Annotated in this window: 14 protein-coding genes; 8 read left to right on the top strand and 6 right to left on the bottom strand. The window is 59.3% G+C overall.

Annotated features, from left to right (window positions below; translation table 11 throughout):
- Positions 1–11: 11 nt before the first annotated feature.
- Positions 12–1688, bottom strand: a complete 1677-nt coding sequence (locus R3E82_11065) for a choline dehydrogenase (GenBank protein MEZ5551421.1) — start codon at positions 1686–1688, stop codon at positions 12–14.
- Between the two features lie 57 nt (positions 1689–1745).
- Between R3E82_11065 and R3E82_11070 the strand changes: the two genes are divergently transcribed.
- The 6 genes from R3E82_11070 to R3E82_11095 all read left to right on the top strand — a co-directional run bounded on the left by R3E82_11070 (position 1746) and on the right by R3E82_11095 (position 7592).
- Positions 1746–3278 carry a BCCT family transporter gene (locus R3E82_11070; protein MEZ5551422.1) on the top strand — a complete coding sequence of 511 codons (1533 nt, stop codon included), beginning with the start codon at positions 1746–1748 and terminating at the stop codon, positions 3276–3278.
- Positions 3279–3369: 91 nt separating this feature from the next.
- Positions 3370–4536, top strand: a complete 1167-nt coding sequence (locus R3E82_11075; protein ID MEZ5551423.1) for an acyl-CoA dehydrogenase family protein — start codon at positions 3370–3372, stop codon at positions 4534–4536.
- Positions 4537–4562: 26 nt separating this feature from the next.
- Positions 4563–5435, top strand: a complete 873-nt coding sequence (locus R3E82_11080) for a hypothetical protein (protein ID MEZ5551424.1) — start codon at positions 4563–4565, stop codon at positions 5433–5435.
- Positions 5436–5457: 22 nt separating this feature from the next.
- Entirely contained in the window at positions 5458–6861 is a 1404-nt protein-coding gene (locus R3E82_11085; GenBank protein ID MEZ5551425.1) for an amidase, read from the top strand.
- A 52-nt stretch (positions 6862–6913) separates the two neighbouring features.
- On the top strand, positions 6914–7465 hold the full coding sequence (locus tag R3E82_11090) for a hypothetical protein (protein ID MEZ5551426.1): 552 nt from the start codon (positions 6914–6916) through the stop codon (positions 7463–7465).
- Positions 7458–7592, top strand: a complete 135-nt coding sequence (locus R3E82_11095; protein MEZ5551427.1) for a hypothetical protein — start codon at positions 7458–7460, stop codon at positions 7590–7592. The genes R3E82_11090 and R3E82_11095 overlap by 8 nt, the downstream gene beginning before the upstream one ends.
- Positions 7593–7653: 61 nt before the next feature.
- On the opposite strand, the gene R3E82_11100 is transcribed toward R3E82_11095, so the two are convergent.
- Complete coding sequence (locus R3E82_11100; protein ID MEZ5551428.1) at positions 7654–9378, bottom strand: carboxypeptidase regulatory-like domain-containing protein; 1725 nt, start codon at positions 9376–9378, stop codon at positions 7654–7656.
- A 294-nt stretch (positions 9379–9672) separates the two neighbouring features.
- Between R3E82_11100 and R3E82_11105 the strand changes: the two genes are divergently transcribed.
- Together R3E82_11105 and R3E82_11110 are read left to right on the top strand one after the other, a co-directional pair.
- On the top strand, positions 9673–11001 hold the full coding sequence (locus R3E82_11105; protein MEZ5551429.1) for a cytochrome P450: 1329 nt from the start codon (positions 9673–9675) through the stop codon (positions 10999–11001).
- Positions 11002–11042: 41 nt separating this feature from the next.
- Positions 11043–11612 (top strand): GNAT family N-acetyltransferase, encoded by a 570-nt coding sequence (locus tag R3E82_11110; protein ID MEZ5551430.1) that lies wholly within the window; start codon positions 11043–11045, stop codon positions 11610–11612.
- Between the two features lie 73 nt (positions 11613–11685).
- Here R3E82_11110 and R3E82_11115 read toward each other — a convergent pair whose 3' ends face one another.
- The 4 genes from R3E82_11115 to R3E82_11130 form a co-directional block, all read right to left on the bottom strand.
- A complete protein-coding gene (locus R3E82_11115) occupies positions 11686–12354 on the bottom strand; it encodes a class I SAM-dependent methyltransferase (protein ID MEZ5551431.1) in 669 nt (222 codons plus the stop codon).
- Between the two features lie 95 nt (positions 12355–12449).
- Positions 12450–13841 (bottom strand): 4-hydroxyphenylacetate 3-hydroxylase N-terminal domain-containing protein, encoded by a 1392-nt coding sequence (locus R3E82_11120; GenBank protein MEZ5551432.1) that lies wholly within the window; start codon positions 13839–13841, stop codon positions 12450–12452.
- Between the two features lie 49 nt (positions 13842–13890).
- Positions 13891–15291 (bottom strand): MFS transporter, encoded by a 1401-nt coding sequence (locus R3E82_11125; GenBank protein MEZ5551433.1) that lies wholly within the window; start codon positions 15289–15291, stop codon positions 13891–13893.
- Between the two features lie 85 nt (positions 15292–15376).
- Complete coding sequence (locus R3E82_11130; GenBank protein MEZ5551434.1) at positions 15377–17200, bottom strand: redoxin domain-containing protein; 1824 nt, start codon at positions 17198–17200, stop codon at positions 15377–15379.
- Positions 17201–17317: the final 117 nt, after the last annotated feature.

The following is a 17317-nucleotide window of genomic DNA, read 5'->3' on the forward strand; positions in this document are numbered from 1 at the left end:
GAGTTCGTATTCTACCGCTGCGTCACTTCCCATCTCTGGGCCTGATAGTACGGCTGCACTTCTGCCCGCAGCGTTGCACCAGTGATTTCTGCGGCAACCTTCTCGGCCAGCATGATGGCAGGTGCATTGAGGTTACCGTTGGTAATCATCGGGAAGACAGATGCATCAACCACGCGCAGGCTGCGAATGTTGTGTATGCGACCCTGCGGATCGACCACTGCCTCTGCGCCGCTTCCCATCCGACAGCTACCGCAGGGATGATAAGCGCTCTGGGCAGTGCGGCGGATCCAGGCATCGATTTCCGAAACGCTGGAAACCTCCGCACCCGGCTGCAGTTCCCTGCCACCGAACCGCGCAAAGCTCGCCTGGGAAAGAATTTCACGCGCCAGGTGGATACAGCGTCGAAAGGCCGCTACGTCTCTTGCATCACTCAGATAATTGAAGCTGACGTTCGGATGCGGCCCGGGGACAGCTGAAGTGATCGCCACACGACCTCTGCTTTCCGGAAGCATGGGGCCGACATGAAGCTGGTAGCCGGGAATCGCCGAGAGTTTCGAGCCATCGTAATTCATGGCTGCCGGCAGAAAGTGAAACTGCACATCCGGCCATTCGATCCCTGCCGCACTGCGGATAAAACCGCCGGCCTCGAAATGACTGGTCGCACCGGGACCGCTGCGACTGGCCAGCCATCGCAGGCCGATCAGAGATTTCCGCAGCGGGTTGAGCGAGCGATTCAGAGACAGGGAGGCGGGACACGCCTGCTGGATGTAAACCTCGAGATGGTCCATGAGATTGGCACCAACCGGCAGATTCTCCTGCACCCGGATGCCGTGACGCGTCAGCAGCTCACCCGGACCCACTCCGGAACGCTGCAGAATGCAGGGTGATTCGATTGCACCGGCACAGAGGACGATTTCACGACGAATCACCGTTTTCCGACGTTGACCCTTCTTCCACCAGACAAGGTATCGGGCCTGGTGATCAGTTATCTCCACCCGGTCCGCCATCGCACCGGTCTCCACCCGCAGGTTCGGACGCCGCATCACAGGCCACAGATAGGCCTTTGCGGCACTCTGCCGGACACCACCGGCCACCGTCATGGGCAAACGGCCGAAGCCTTCCTGCCGGTAGCCATTGAGGTCATCACTGCGGGAATATCCCGCTTCAACGCAGGCTTCCAGGAACATGCCATACAGAGGATTGGCAAGTGCGCCACTCATTGTCGCCAGGGGTCCGGTATGGCCGCGGTACCCGGGATCAGCGGATGCATCCAGACAGCGTTCCGCGCGTTTGAAATAGGGCAGCACTCCGGCATAGGACCAGTCATGGTCCCCGGGGCCGAGCAGACTGTTCCAGCGCTCAAAGTCAAGCGGATGGCCCCGCACATAAACCATGCCGTTGATTGCAGAGGAGCCGCCCAGACCACGACCCCTGGGACAATCGATGCTTCGCCCATCAAGACCAGGATCCGCCTGCGCTTTGTAGCCCCAGTTGAAGCGGGGGCGATTCATCACGATGCTGAATCCTGCAGGCATATCGATGAAGATACTGCGGTTGCGGCCTCCTGCTTCGAGCAACAGCACACGAGTATCAGGATCCGCGCTCAGCCGGTTCGCCATGACGCATCCCGCCGATCCGGCACCGACAATCACATAGTCATACTCTTCGAGCGCATCGCGTCGCTTCATTAGCACAGCACTGGCAGGTGCTGTAAGGTCCCCCGCTGACTGCCAAGTTCAGAATCCATGCACCGACTACAGGACACCGATCCCGCGACTGACATCGACTGGTTCATCTTCATTGCCAGTGCAATCGCCATTTTCGCGGTGTGTATTCCATTGGGCCTCTACCCCGATGCAGGAGCGGTGGTACTGAACGACGCCTTCACTTTCGTCACTCAGAAACTCGGCGTAGGTTACATCCTCTTCAGCATTGCCGCGATCGGGCTGCTGCTGTACCTGTCCTGTTCCCGCTTCGGAAAGATCGTCCTGGGGGGCACAGGAGAGCCGGATTTCGCAACCTTCAGCTGGGCTGCAATGCTCTTCTGCGGCGGCATTGGAACCAGTGTGCTGTACTGGGGCACCATCGAGTGGGCCCACTACTATCAGACGCCCCCAATGGGGATTACCGCGGAGACACCCGAAGCACTGCGATGGGCCACCGCCTATCCGATTTTTCACTGGGGATTCACCGGATGGGCGCTGTATTGCCTGCCGGCCGTCGCTGTGGCTTACGCTTACCATGTTCGTGGTGTGCCCTCATTGACCTTGACCGCTGCCTGCGAACCCATCATCGGTCAGTGGGCCCATCGCTTTCCCGGCAGACTGATCGATATCACCTACATGATCGGCCTGGTCGGTGCCTGCAGCACGGGGATCGGACTGGCGGTACCACTTATTGCCGCCTGTCTCGGCCACATGTTCGGTTTCGCAGATACCTTTGCTCTGAAAGTTGTGGTGATCTCCATCGTTACTCTGGTCTTCGTGGTGAGTGTATGGATCGGCCTGGACCGCGGTATCAAGCGCCTGAGTAATCTTGCAGTGTGGCTTGCGTTCTGTCTTCTGGCATTCATTCTCATCACCGGCCCTACTGTTTTTATTCTCGAGTACGGCACGGCAACTTTCGGTTTCATGTTGCAGAACTTCGTACTGATGAGTACCTGGACGGACCCGGTCGAGAATTCCGATTTCGTGGAGTCGTGGACCGTTTTCTATTGGGCCTGGTGGCTCGCCCTGGGGCCGTTCATGGGTATCTTCATCACGAAGATCTCAGGTGGCCGCACGATCCGTCAGGTGATCCTCGGTTCTCTCGGCTACGGCACTCTGGGAACCAGTCTCTTCTTCCTCGTGCTCGGCAACTACGCCGTGCACCTGGAACTCAGCGAACGGCTGCCGGTACTCAATGAACTTCGGAGCAATGGTCCTGCGTCCGCAGTAGTTCAGGTGATGGCGTCGCTGCCCCTTGCCGCAGTCGTGCTGCCGGTATTCAGCCTGATCTGCGTGATCTTCGCCACCACCAGCTACGACTCTGCCTCCTACACCCTGGCTTCTTCCACCACACGCGCTCTGCCGCGTGACGCTCATCCTGCGCGCTGGAATCGTGTTTTCTGGGCTCTCGCGCTCGGTCTGCTGCCGATCACTCTGATCCAGATCGGCGGCTTACGCCCTCTGCAGTCAGCCGTGGTCGCGGTCTCGGTACCTCTACTGCTGGTGGTCGCCCTGATGACGGCCGGGTTGTGGAAGAGTCTCCATGCCGATGAGGTGAAGTTGCCCGACTGAGCCGGGTCCGGCACCCTCGATTTCCAGCTGGATTTGGCGTTTACTCTCACAAAGTGGATCTCACGATCATGCCTGGGGAGGACGGATCCCGGTGAGCCTGAAGACATTCCGCAAAGAAGCCACCGCGTGGCTGTATGAGCACTGCCCGGAGTCTCTGCGCGGCAGCGCGGAAGCGGTTTCCGGCGGCGGTCGCAAGGTACCCATAGAGGATTCAAATGCTCGGCGCTACTTCGATGCCATGTTTGAACGTGGCTGGACGGTGCCTGCCTGGCCTCGCGAATACGGTGGCGCAGCCTTGAGTCCGGACGAAACCCACATGCTCAGACTCGCCATGGCCGATGTCGGCGCGCCGCCTCCACTGGCTGGTATGGGGACCAGCATGATCGGGCCCACACTCCTCGAACATGGCACTCCGGAGCAGAAAGCACGGCATCTGCCGGGTATCGCCAGTGGTGAGATCCGCTGGTGCCAGGGTTACTCCGAACCTGGTGCGGGCTCGGACCTGGCCAGTCTGAAGACCCGGGCTGTCGATCAGGGTGACCATTTTCTCATCAACGGATCGAAAATCTGGACTTCCGGCGCCCAGTTCGCTGACTGGATCTTCTGCCTGGTACGAACCGATTTCGACGCGCCGAAACACGACGGGATCAGCTTCATTCTGTTTTCCATGGATCAGCCCGGTGTCACTGTGAAACCGATTCGCCTGATCAGTGGCGCCTCGCCGTTCTGCGAGTGTTTTTTCGACGATGTGCTGGCTCAGAAAGCCGATCTGGTTGGTCAGCTCAATCGCGGCTGGAGTATCGCCAAGCGTCTGCTGCAACACGAACGCTCTTCACTTTCAGGCGTGCAGCCGCAGACCCGATCCATTCCGGAAGTTGCACGGCTCTACGCTCCTTTCGTAAACGGAGCGATCGCGGAACCTGGTCTTCGCCGCGCGGTAATCGATCACGAGCTGCAGTCGCTCGCGCTCGCGCTGACTCAGAAGCGTGCCCGCGAGGAAAACGCGGATGGCGGTACACAGACCTTCGCTACGTCTATTTTCAAACTTGTACGCAGTGAACTGACAAAAACACGCACCGAGCTGATTCTTACCCTGATGGGCAGCCGGGGTGTCGGCTGGGAAGGCGAAGGTTTCAGCCCGGAAGAACTTGCTGAAACACGATTCTGGCTGGCCCGGAAAGCGGGCACCATTGCCGGCGGATCTTCGGAGGTACAGCTCAACATCATAGCCAAACGGGTACTCGGTCTGCCCGACTGATCAATTACCGGACGCGGAGCATCAAAATGTCCAGATCATTCAGCGAATCCGCCGGCATACTCACCGGACCGGAGCGCTCTCCCCGCAACAGCGCAAGTCACCTTGGTGCAGGCAGCATCCACGATGACACCACCGCTCAGAAGCTGGGTTTCCGAGGTGGTACGGTGGCGGGGTCCCTGCATATGGAACAGTTCCCTCCCCTGCTGGTGGAAGTGTTCGGTGAAGACTGGCTGTCGCGAGGTGGCCTGTCGCTCTATTTCAAGTACGCCACCACAGATGGCGAACCGGTACGCGTCAGTGCCAGGCGACCAGCCGCTGCAGACCCAGACAGAACCGACGTCTGGATGGATGACACCCGGGGCAACCGGGTCTGTGATGGTACAGCCACCCTGGGCGGACCCGATCCGCAATCCGCCATTCGCCAGCGTATCGCGGCCATGCCGGAACCCAGAGATCTCCGTATCCTCGCAAACGTGCAGCCCGGTTCGCTGGGCGCAGCCATGCCCACAAAGATCTCAGAAGCGGATCTGCAGCGACGCCTGGCGGTTATCACCGAACCCCTGCCGGCTTATTCAGATGCCAGTCTGTACGGCCACAGAATTGCAACTCCTGCACTTCAGGTACAGGTATTGCGGCCCAGCGAGGCGAAGATCCTGCCCAGGAATTCCGACTTCGGTGTCGGCCTGTTCGGTGCCATCGAGCTGCAGCTCCTGCAGGGGCCGGTATTTGTCGACTACGACTACGAAACCCATGCCCGGATACTGGCGGTCGGCGAAACACCCAAGACCGAGTATCTCTACTACGAAGCGTTTCTGAACGACCCTTCGAACAGCAGTGAAGTTCTGAGCATGATCATGATGCTGCGCTTCATGAAGGCTTCATCAAAACTCTGGCAGTAGCCGAACAGCGAGAATAACTCAGATGCGAAAACTGTACGAACACTCTGCCAGTGAACTGTCGGAACTGATCCGGAAGCGGGAGGTATCGAGCCGTGAGGTGGTCCAGGCCCACCTCGATCGAATCGCGGCAGTAAACGGCAGGGTCAACGCGGTCACGCTGGTGCTGGCGGAATCTGCGCTGGCTGCCGCTGATGCAGCCGATGCGGCCGATGCGGCCGGCAGCAGGAAGACCCATCCTCTGCACGGCGTGCCCTTCACCATCAAGGAAAACATCGACTGCGTGGGGAGTGCCACGACAAATGGCGTACCTGCACTGGCAGACGCCATGCCGGCAATCGATGCCCCGGTGGTTGCCCGGATGAAGGCCGCCGGCGCCATTCCGATTGCGCGCACCAACATGCCGGAAATGGGCCTGCGTCTGTCTACCGATAATCCCCTGCGCGGCCGTACTCTGAATCCCTGGAATGCGAAGCTCACTGCCGGTGGTTCCAGCGGCGGTGACGGGGTTGCGCTGGCTACCGGCATGACCCCCTTTGGTCTGGGCAACGACATTGGTGGCTCGCTCCGCAATCCGGCCTACTGTAACGGTATTACCGCCCTGAAGCCGACCCAGGGACGCATTCCCCACGCCACCTGTATCGATCCTCAGGATGGCGGCATGGCCGTCCAGGCAATGCTCGTGGAAGGACCCATGGCGCGCTCGCTGGCAGATCTGCGACTGGGGCTGTCGATTCTCGCGGGCAGAGACACCCGTGATCCGGTCTCTGTGGATGCTCCGCTCACCGCAGCGGCGCCACTCCGGCGCCGGGCCGCGCTGGTGACACGGATACCTGGCGGCAGCATTCCCGAGGCAACCGTGGCCGCAATCCGGAAGGCGGGTGCATTGCTGGCCGCAGCAGGCTGGGAGGTGGAGGAGACGACACCGCCTGAACTGGAGAGAGTCACCGAAATCTGGGGAAACGTACTGGCAATTGACTTCCAGGTCATGGTGCCGATGATCGCCCCGATGATCACCCAGTCGCTGCAGACCGTTCTGCTGCAGCTGTGTCAACGCTTCGACACCGGCAACGTCCCTAACAGTGCTATACACGCGGAACGGTCACGGCTGCAGCGCACCTGGTCGGGATTCTTCGCGGACTATCCGGTGGTGGTAGGCCCTACCTGGACCCGGTTACCGTGGCCGGCCGATGCGGATCTGGATCCGGCTTCCGGTCTGGATCTGCTCATTGATACCGTACGTTTCATCACACCGGGCAATGTCCTGGGACTGCCTTCAGTGGCCCTGCCCACCGGAACCTCCGCGGGGCTCCCCACCGGCATTCAGATTTATGCCGACTTGTGGCGCGAGGATCTGTGTCTCGATGCTGCAGAGATCGTTGAAGCCGGAGTCACACGGCCGACTCCGATCGACCCGATCGACCGGTAGCGGGCTTTCGCACGGGATTCGAGGTAGTATCCCCTGCAGAGAGGGGAGCTGAATGCTGAAAATTATTCTACAGATCCTGGGTCTGCTGGTGCTGCTGCTCGGGCTGACACTGATCACCCTGAAGCTTAAGAACCAGAACGCGGACGGTCCTTCGGTGCTGTTTCCGGGCGGAGCGCTGGTTTCCGGCGAACTGTACAGTGGCTCGGAACCGGACTGGTCTTTTACAGACGATGTTTTCACCATCGAACTGCAGACTACGGATCCGGACAGTTCGCGGCAGATATTCATCATGGAAAGCGGCGGCAAGGTATACGTACCTTCCGGATACATGCGCTCGTTTCTCGGCAAGCTCTGGAAAGACTGGGCGTTTGATGTCGAAGCAGGCAGTACGCTCGCAGTCGCGCGCATCAAAGGCGTGCGCTATGAACGTGAGCTGGTGCGGGTGATGGATCCCGCCGTAATCGAAGGTGTCGCGAACAAGCTTGCACAGAAGTACGCCGGTGGCGCCACGCCTGAGGCTGTTGCCGGGATCGCGCGAAGCGTAGCGGATGGCGATACCTGGATATTCGAACTGGCACCCCGAGGAGCAAGCGTCAATGAATAATGGTCTATATCTGAAACTCTGCGCTGGTGTCGCGGTGATCTGGGTGCTGGGCCTGCTCTTCGTGCCGGCCTTCGCAGAGACGGTCGAACGTCTGATGCTGCTGTTTCTTTCTACTAACGCCCGCTAGGGCGACCGACGGCCGTCAGCGCGTCGGCCCCCGGGTTGAGAGCCGACGCATGAACTCAGCTTCAGTTCTGGCTCAGCTTCACTCCCGCTTCGACCTTCGGATCATAATTCGGATCGATGCAGAGAATTTCCAGCACTCCTCCTTCCAGAGCGGGCGGCGGGATCGGATTATTGGACAGACACACCTGACCATCCGCGCTGAAGGTCATATCCCGGGAATAGCTGCCGGCTAGCGGGACAGGATAGACCACGAATCGCTCTTCCTCCGGAATAAAACGGAAAATACGATCGGTCATGTTTTCATTCAACCAGATATCCTGAGTTCCCGGGTGCACACCCAGCGCGTAGGGCGCTGGCCGATAACCCTCGGCAAATTCCGGCATCACGTAAACTTTGCTTTCGAATCCTTTCGCGACGTCTATTCGAGCAAGCTCTCCTTCTGAATATCCGGTCACCCACAGGACGCCGTCTTTATCAAAACGCATACGCCGTGGTCCACGTACCGGGGAATCGAATTCCGTAACTTCCAGAGTGTCCGGATTCACATGACCTATCTTGTCGCCGAACAGGCGGCTGTACCACATGGTGTCGTCGATCGGATTGATGTCGATGCCGTAGGGTTGAGTGCCACCGGATATCCCGCCGGAGGCCACCTGTGGCAGTGAGATCACATCGAACTTACCGGTCCTGATGTCCAGCCGCGCGACGTGCTCGGATCCCGCCAGTGTGAACCACACAAAGCCTTTCTTGTCCGCCCGGATGGTATGGGGATAATTGGCGCCAGTCGCTGGATCGATCGCGTATGACGGTTCCCATTCATTGGTCTGCGGGTTGAACACACCGATGCTCCGGCTGCCCGCGTTGGTCACATAGTATTTGCCGTCTATGGCCAGATCGAGGGAGTGGGGGCCATGGCGCGAGCCCGGATTGAATTCACCCACTACTTCCTGTGTTGATGCCGTATACCCCTTGCGGTACTCATTTCCCTTCCCGCCAGCCTGCATCACGTATTCCGACTGGCCGGTTGCAGGATCGGTGATCACCATGTGATCGAGTCCCTGATCCACCGTGTAGATCAGTCCGCTGGTGGGATGGATGATGGCGTCGTGGGGTACAAACGCACGCTCCAGCATGAACTCATAGACTTTGGTGTTTGCCAGTGTTTTGTCCAGGGGGAAGACCGGGCGCACTGTGATGGGTTTTCCATCAAATCCTTCCGCCAGTATTACCGAGCGGCGATCGCGCAGTACTGCGTCGAAATTACCTACCATCTGGTGCATGCGCTGAATGGTCACCGACCAGGACTCCGCCGTGCGCACCTGGCGGGTGAAAGGATTACCCATCTGATGACAGGACAGACAGTCCCGCTGAAACTGATAGCGGTTGAAGTCTTTGTCATCCCCGGATTCGAAAGGCAGACCGCCGAAATGGTAGGCAGCCGGCAGACTCTCGGAAATCTCGACCGGATCGGTCATCGCTGTCATGACCAGGTTTTCCTGGCTGGTACCGGTCGGTGCGATTTCCACGGTGGTCCTGGCATCCTTGAAGTAGGGGCTGCGAGCGCGCAGTTGCAGGGTGCCGCTGAGCTGGGTTACCAGGGTGTACTGTCCCTGAGAATCGGTGTACACGGACTCCGACACACCCAGAACATCGTCCGTAACCCTGACCAGGACACCTTCCATCAGCTCACCGGTCTCGGTTTTGATGGTTCCGGTGAGGACGCCTCCCATCGCCGGTAGTGCGAAGACAGCTGTGAGCAGCGCACAGCCTAAGAGTTTGAAGTTCATTGTCTTTTCTCCCATTAGCTTTTATCCCAATCGGGCAGAATACTCCTGCAGCAGGAATTGCGCGAGTAGCCAGGCCGGGCAGGGCAATGCCGGCCGCCACAGCCAAGCAAGCGATCAGATAGAACAAATCGGGGGCCTGTTGCGCTGAACTTCCGGCCTGGCCTTCCGGGCCAGGCGGATATTTGAATTGTGCAGGTTTTGTCCCCAGAATCTTCCGCTGGTCTGAGACGACGTACAGCCCCGGGATCAGCGATTGACAGCAGGGTCCTGCCCAGATTGAAGAGGTAGTCAGAAATGAGTGAGAGCGCAACACAGCAGGGTGTGCGATCCGGAGATGCCTTCCGCACACCGGAACAGGAACAGGCCGCGAAAGGCGCCAATACCCCCGGGGCTTACGATATGCCTCTGGCGGACATCAATCCGGTCAACGCCCATCTCTTCAAGGAAAACCGCTGGCAGGAGGTCTTTGAACGCCTGCGTGCGGAGGACCCCGTTCACTTCAATCAGATCGAATCTGCGGGCAGGTACTGGTCGCTGTCCCGTTATGCGGATATCAAGCGCGTCGATGCGGACTGGGAAACGTTCTCCTCGGCGAAGGGCATCACTCTCGGGTTTCCTGTCGGAACGGAGATCCCACAAAGTCTCTTCCAGGGCAGCAGTGCCTTCATCTCCCAGGATCCACCCAGCCACGATCAGCAGCGGAAGACGGTCGCCGGTGTCGCCGCGCCAGGGAACCTCGCAAAACTGGAACCCCTCATCCGCGAGCGGACCTGCATGGTGCTGGACTCTCTGCCGGAAGGAGAGACTTTCGACTGGGTAGACACGGTGTCGATTGAGCTCACCACCATGATGCTGGCCACGCTGTTCGACTTTCCCTTCGAAGACCGCCGCAAGCTGACACGCTGGTCAGATATCGTTTTCGCCATTCCGGAACCCGGTGGCGTCGTGGAGACCCAGGCACAGAAGCGTGAGGAACTGCTCGAATGCCTCAGTTACTTCTCAAGGCTCTGGGAGGAGCGCAGGGTGAAGCCGGGGGACGATCTGGTCTCCATGCTGGTGCATGGTGAAGCCACCAGAGACATGGCGCCGGCCCAGCATCTCGGCAACCTGCTGCTGCTGATCGTCGGAGGCAATGATACGACCCGCAACACCATGTCCGGCAGTGTCTATGCGCTGAACAAATTTCCGGAACAGTACGACAAGCTCATCGCCAACCCCGGCCTGATTCCACAGTTCGGAGCAGAAGTGATCCGCTGGCAGACACCGCTCGCCTACATGCGAAGAACAGCGAATCGCAACTGCGAAATCGGCGGCAAGCAGATCAGGGAAGGTGACCAGGTACTGATGTGGTACGTGTCGGGCAATCGGGACGAGGAAGTCTTCGAGAATGCCAATGTGCTGGATATCGAACGCCACAATGCCAGGGCCCACCTGTCTTTCGGATTCGGCATCCATCGCTGCATGGGTAACCGCCTCGCGGAGCTGCAGTTGCGCATCCTGTGGGAGGAGATATTGAAGCGTTTCGAAAAAATCGAGATTCAGGCGGAACCGAGCCGGACATTCTCCTCATTCGTGAAGGGATATACGCATCTGCCCGTCATCGTGCGGCGCAAAGCTGTCTGATTTTCGCCCGCTATCCTGTCCCTACCGGTGCCGGAAAAGCCATGAGTTCGCAGAATCGATCTGAGGCAGTTCCTTTATCCCATCGGGTAGCCGATGCTGCTGACATTCCTGCCATCATCGAACTCATGGCTGCAGCCATCGAAGGCAATATGGCATCGTTCCTGTCCCCGCAGGAGGTCGCCGCCGCCCGGGAATCCATGGGTGTTGACCGGTCGCTGATTGCCGACGGTACCTATTTCGTCGTCGAAACCATCAGCGACGGGCAGACCATCATGGTGGGTTGCGGCGGATGGGGAAAGCGCAGAACGCTCTATGGCGGCGATCAGACCGCCGGTCGGGATGACAGTCTGAGCGATCCGGATCGGGACGCTGCCCGCATACGCGCCATGTATACCCATCCGGACTGGACTCGGCGGGGTATCGGCACCCTGCTCCTCGACCTCGGTGAAAGCGCCGCCCGTGCGGCCGGTTTCAAGACGATCGAACTGGGATCGACGATCCCGGGTGAGCCACTCTACCTCGCACGCGGCTATTGCGAGGTCAGTCGCGAAACTCTGGTCGCGAAAAACGGCGCAGACAGCGTAGTCATAAAAATGGTGAAAGCGCTCTGAATCACTGGCAGGACAGTCTGCAGCATCGAGCTTCATAGGGCGCTTCTGGCGACAAGCCCTGATCTGACGCAGCCTAATTTCGCTTCACTGCAAGAGTCAGCCCGTCACCAATGGGCAGAATGCAGGCGTCCACTCTGCTGTCCCGATGTACCTTTTTGTTGATCTCACGAATTGCCCTCGTGTCGTCGTCTGTGCTACCGGCATCAACCACACGACCGCCCCACAACACATTGTCGATAGCTACCACACCACCGATGCGCAACAGCTCGAGACAGCGTTCGTAATATTTTTCATAGTTGCTCTTATCCGCATCGATGAAGGCGAAATCAAAACTGCCTGATTCACCGCTGGCAATCAGCTCGTCCAGTGTTTCGACAGCCGGTCGCAGACGCAGATCGATCTTCCCGATGACGCCGGATTGTTTCCAGAACGGTTTTCCGATTGCAGTCCATTCGTCAGATACGTCGCACGCGATGAGCACACCATCGGCAGGCAGCGCCTCGGCAACCACAAGGGCGCTGTAGCCGGTGAACGTTCCTACTTCAATCGCGCGACGAGCGCCGATCAGGCGAACCAGCAGGGCCATGAAAGCGCCTTGCTCCGGGGAAATCTGCATGCCATGCGCAGGAGTCGCATCGCGCGTGGCCTCACGAAGCGCCCGAGCGACAGCAGATTCCCGGGTACCTGTTTGAATCAGGTATTCGTAGAGCGTCTCAGTAAGTTCTATGGTTCGACTGGACATATTGACGGTGAAGCTCGCTCAGACTGGTAGAAGGTCGATTGCGGTGGGTCACTGGCGCGAAGAACCTGACCTGCAATAAAGGAAAAAAACTGGTTTCAGACCTGACCGATGTACTCGTTCAGGTGGGCCATCTCCAGCGCCGTGCGCTTTGCCCGATCCATGTCATAGTGCATGCGTGAAACGATCCGCTGTGCATAGAGCCCGCCACCCGCCTGGATATTGGTGACCGCATTCCAGCCGCCATACGCATCTGCTGTAAGGTCCCGGATCGCGTGAAAGAGTCGCGTGCGGAAGATGCCGTCCACAGCCTGACTCGTCGACATGTATTTACGGGCCAGATGACCGACCTCCTCGTTGTCCAGATCCGCCATGGCAGGCGCTGTCAGAATCGCCCCGCCGCCAATGTCGTGCAGATGGCGAACCATCAGGGACCAGTTAGCGGCGCCATGATATTTACCGGCATTGGTGAACAGCTCATCCGGAAAAGCGACGCCGTCTGCGGTGATCTGGCAATTCTCGATCGCGGCTTCCAGGGTTGCCCGTATCAGGGTCGCATGGATCAGCATCTCGGCTATCTTCTCCTTGATGTGACTCGTGCGATCCAGACCGTTGACCTCGGATATAAGTTGCGCAAATCCCACCAGTGCTTCGTATTTGGTAACCATCGAGGAAAGACCACCGAGTCGCTCCCAGAGACCGAGTGAGTGGGCGAAGATCCCGGCCAGTTCCGGGTTGCCGTCGAGAAACACCCGCTCAGCAGGCACGAACACATCGTCGAAGATCACGAAGCCTTCCGGAGTGTGATGTCTGCTCGAGATCGGAAAGTCGCGTACATCCGCATGGCGGGGGGCGTAGGTGGTGTTGATGATCTTCACTCCCGGTGCGTTTACCGGGACCATGCAGGCCACCGAGTACTGGTCCTCGCCCTGCTTCATGGATTTGGTCGGAATGGTCATCAGTTCGTGGCCCATCGAGGCGGCAGAGATATGCAGCTTCGCACCGCGGATGACGATGCCATCTTTACGCCGTTTCACAACGCGCACAAACTGGTCCGGATCATCCTGGTTGCCCGGTCGCCGACTCCGATCACCTTTGGCGTCGGTGATGCACTGGGTGATCCGCACATCCCGGCGCTGTGCATCCGCTACCCAGTTTCGAATACGCGCGGCATTCTCCGGCAGGGAGGCTTCTATTCGATCGGCAGCAGTCAGCAGGGTCATGATCGAGGCGTAGGTCACATGGGTGAGCAGATCCACCGTCTCGTGAAGTTCCACCTGCTCCCGCAGTTCCTCCTTCGAACGCGGTACTTTCATGAAGGCGCCAACCGCTCCGGGTGCCGGATCATAGAATCTCTCGTAACCCCTGGCGGCAGAATCCACCGTGATACCGAGGATCGGATCGGCCGCCACATCATCGATCTGCTGACCTTCGAAGTAAGTTTCACGGCCATCGTTCAGAGACGCCCGGTACTCGTCCGCTGTCATCATGTTGCATCCCTCCCGAGGAACTTAAGCAGGTAGCGATAGTACGAAAATCCTATTCTTCCATCTCTTCGCGAATCGTCCGGCGCGCGAGCCAGAAACAGATGAAGGCGGGGATGGCCAGAAACTGAGAACCGATCAGCGCCCAGCGCACCCCTTCAGCTGAGCCGAGGCCGAAGGGTCCCGCCAGGATATCGCTGGCAAGCCCCACGGCAAGCGGTCCGAGGCCCAGGCCGATGAGATTGGCGATGAAGAGAAAGATCGAAGCGGCTGTGGCCCGCATGTGCACCGGCGCGATGTTCTGCACTGTGGCATAGACGGGGCCCTGCCACAGGGAAACCAGGACAGAATTGAGGGCGAGAATGGGCAGGATCGGCAGAAAACTCGGCATCAGCAGCGCCATCGTGTAAATCGGCACTGAAGCCAGCACCGCTACACCGGGGATGCCCATATAGGCGCGCAGATCACGTGCACCGTAGCGATCGGCGATGATTCCACCGAGGAAAACCCCGACACCCGCAGCGATGCCAAGTATGAGACCCAGTGCCAGGCCGACGAAGCCGATGGGACCCAGACCGAACTGGGCAGCAAGCTGTTCGATTTCCGCGCCGTGTACACGCAGAAAGAACGATGCGCCGAAGGGCGCGTGGCCGTAGCCGATGAAGGCGACGATGGAGACACCGATCGCCATGTACCAGAACGTGCGTTTGCCCCGCAGCACCCGCAACACATCGCCGAAGGAAGACTGGGTTGTCTGTGTTGCCTGGCGCGCCACCGCTGCCGCTGCCTTCAGACGCGGCTCCACCAGCGTCAGGATCACCAGAACCGCGAGGAGCAGTCCGGGCAGACCCACCACCAGGAAGGCGGTGCGCCAGCCGAACGCATCCGCGATGAGGCCTCCAGATACCACACCAATCAGAGCACCCACTGGATTACCCATGGAATAAAACGCCATTGCGGACGCCCGCTGTTCCTTGGGCGTGTAGTCGGCAATCAGAGAATGGGCAGGGGGCGTACAGCCGGCTTCCCCTACCCCGACGCCTATCCGTGCGAGCACCAGATGCCAGAAATTCTGCGCAATTCCACACAGCGCTGTGAACCCGCTCCAGGCTGCCAGCGACAGTCCGATAATCCAGGGCCGGTTGCGCCGCTCCGCCAGTCGCGCGATGGGTATTCCGAGGGTGCAGTAAAAGATCGCAAAAGCCGTACCCGTCATCAGGCCCAGCTGCCAGTCTGCTATCTGCAGGTCCTGTTTGATCGGCTCCGCCAGAATCGTGACGATCTGCCGGTCGATGAAATTGAACACGTAGACAAAGAACAGCAGACCGATCGCATAGCGGCGGTACTCCGGACTGACCTGTTGAATGCGCGACCCCGGCACATCCGCCTCAGGCGCCTTTGACTCAGGCGCAGGGGACTTCGCGTCCTCCGCCGCGTCCAGATCCTGACCCCCCATGATCGAAGCCCCCCGTTTCTTCAGGCGAGAGCATACCAGGCAAATTGCGCCAGAAAGCCTGACCGGCGGCCGAGCCCGCGCGACTTCACTTCGAGGCGATACCCTGGGCGGATTGACGCTCCGCTGCCGGCATTGCGACCTGCGCAGGGTCTTCGGATTTTTTCTCCACATATCTCAGTGTCGTAAACCCGAAGAACATCTCATGCATGGTCTGCAGTCCGAAGTGCACCGGTCTGCTCGGATCCGGATTGCCCGGATTGCGATCCGAATTGTCCATCGCCCCGCGCGCCACCAGTCGTGTTCCGGCAGGCAGCAGGACCGGCTCTTCGAGCTGGTAGTTGAACTGCCAGTTGAAGTCGTACTTCGGCACTGACATCAGCAGCTCTTCGCTGCCATCCGGGTAAATGGCACTGTAGTTCATGTATTTCCCGCGATAGTGCATGTGCGGCATCATTGCGTGCAGATAGGCGTCGCGCTCCACCTGAAATTCACCTTCGAGTTTGTGCTCTTTAGCATACGGCGGAACCAGAAACCGGCGCTGACCGGCAATCGCCTCATTCATGACCCAGCGCGGCGGCGCATCGTGCAGATAGATGCCGAATTCCGTTTCATCGACCGTGGCTTTGCCGTAGGTCGTGTAATGCATCTGCAGCAGCAGACTGGAACCTTTTGGAATCAGTCTCCCGCCTTCTTCTCCAAAGGAGTCCGCCTGGCGCCCCGGCGCAAAGCCACCCACACTTTCACCGCGCGCGGCGACGCTCTGCTGACTGCGTTTACGCCGATCCGCAGGGCTCTGCAGATAGGCAATGACGTGATGCAGTGCTTTATGGTCACCGGGCACGAATTCCATGCCCCGGATCCACACATCGCGATCCAGGTTGAGTTGCACAGGTACGTATCGGTAATCTACGGTACCCGAGGCCGGCAGCTGCTGCGCCGGTACTTTGTAGACCAGGTCCGGTTCACCCAGAGTGAATTTTCGATTGTCGAAGGACAGCGCGGTCAGCGGATCCGTCTCACCGTCGATCGGGGATCCCGCATCGATCCAGCGAATCAGCTTCTGCTGTTCGACGATACTCAAACCTGCAGCATTCGAGATCGGCCGGCCGACACGGGTGTCGATCTGTCCTGGCGGCATGCGCCGGGTTGTTATCACCTCTTTGATCATGGGTCCGAAGCCGCGCACCATCGCATGGCTGTTCATGGACCAGGGACCGATACCGCCGTCGTGGTGACAGGACACGCAGTTGTTTTCGAGGATCGGCACGATATCCCGGGTATAGGAAATCTGCCCGAGTTCCCGGCCCGGGAAGGTCAGACTGGCCGCCGTGGCGTCGTCAGCCGCCACCTCTACCACCGTCTCAACCGGCTGCCCGGATGTCTGCGCACTGAGGATGTTTTCGAGATCTGCAGCAGTCGTTGTACCGAGGGTTCCCCGGTAAAGGAGCGTCAGCCGGTGCGGGTCGATGACCAGGACATCCCCCACCTGCTCGAGTTGCAGAGCCTCTGCCACCAGCTGAGCTTCGTCCAGCAGCACGGGCATTCCGAAGGCGTGCACCTCGGCTTCACGCTGCACAACTTCCCGGCTGGCGTCAGGCGTCGGGTTGATCATGAAGAACTGCACACCCCGCGACTGCCAGGCATTCTGGACGAGCTTCAATGAAGGGAGCCGGTCTCTGAGCCACTGGCTGGCGCTGGCCTGAACCACCAGCACCACCGCTTTCTGATCGCCGTAGTAGCTGAGCTGATGAAACTTTCCCTCGTGGTCGAGCAGCGAGAAGTCACTCACCCGGACCGGATCTGCAATCGCCGTTTCAAACACCGCCAGGCCCAGAAACAGGGCAACCCCCACCCGGCGCACTTTTCCGACCGGGGAGCCGGCTGCTGAATTGGATACCTTCATACGCATGGTTGCTCTCACCCCGGAAAAACCGCTCGACTCTAGCACATCCCTGCCCCGGAAAATCCCGGACACTGAGCAGGTTCCCACCGCGGGCTCATTGCACACTCGCCCTCCGGGCTGGCG

The organism is Pseudomonadales bacterium, assembly GCA_041395945.1.
GTDB lineage: Bacteria > Pseudomonadota > Gammaproteobacteria > Pseudomonadales > Azotimanducaceae > SZUA-309.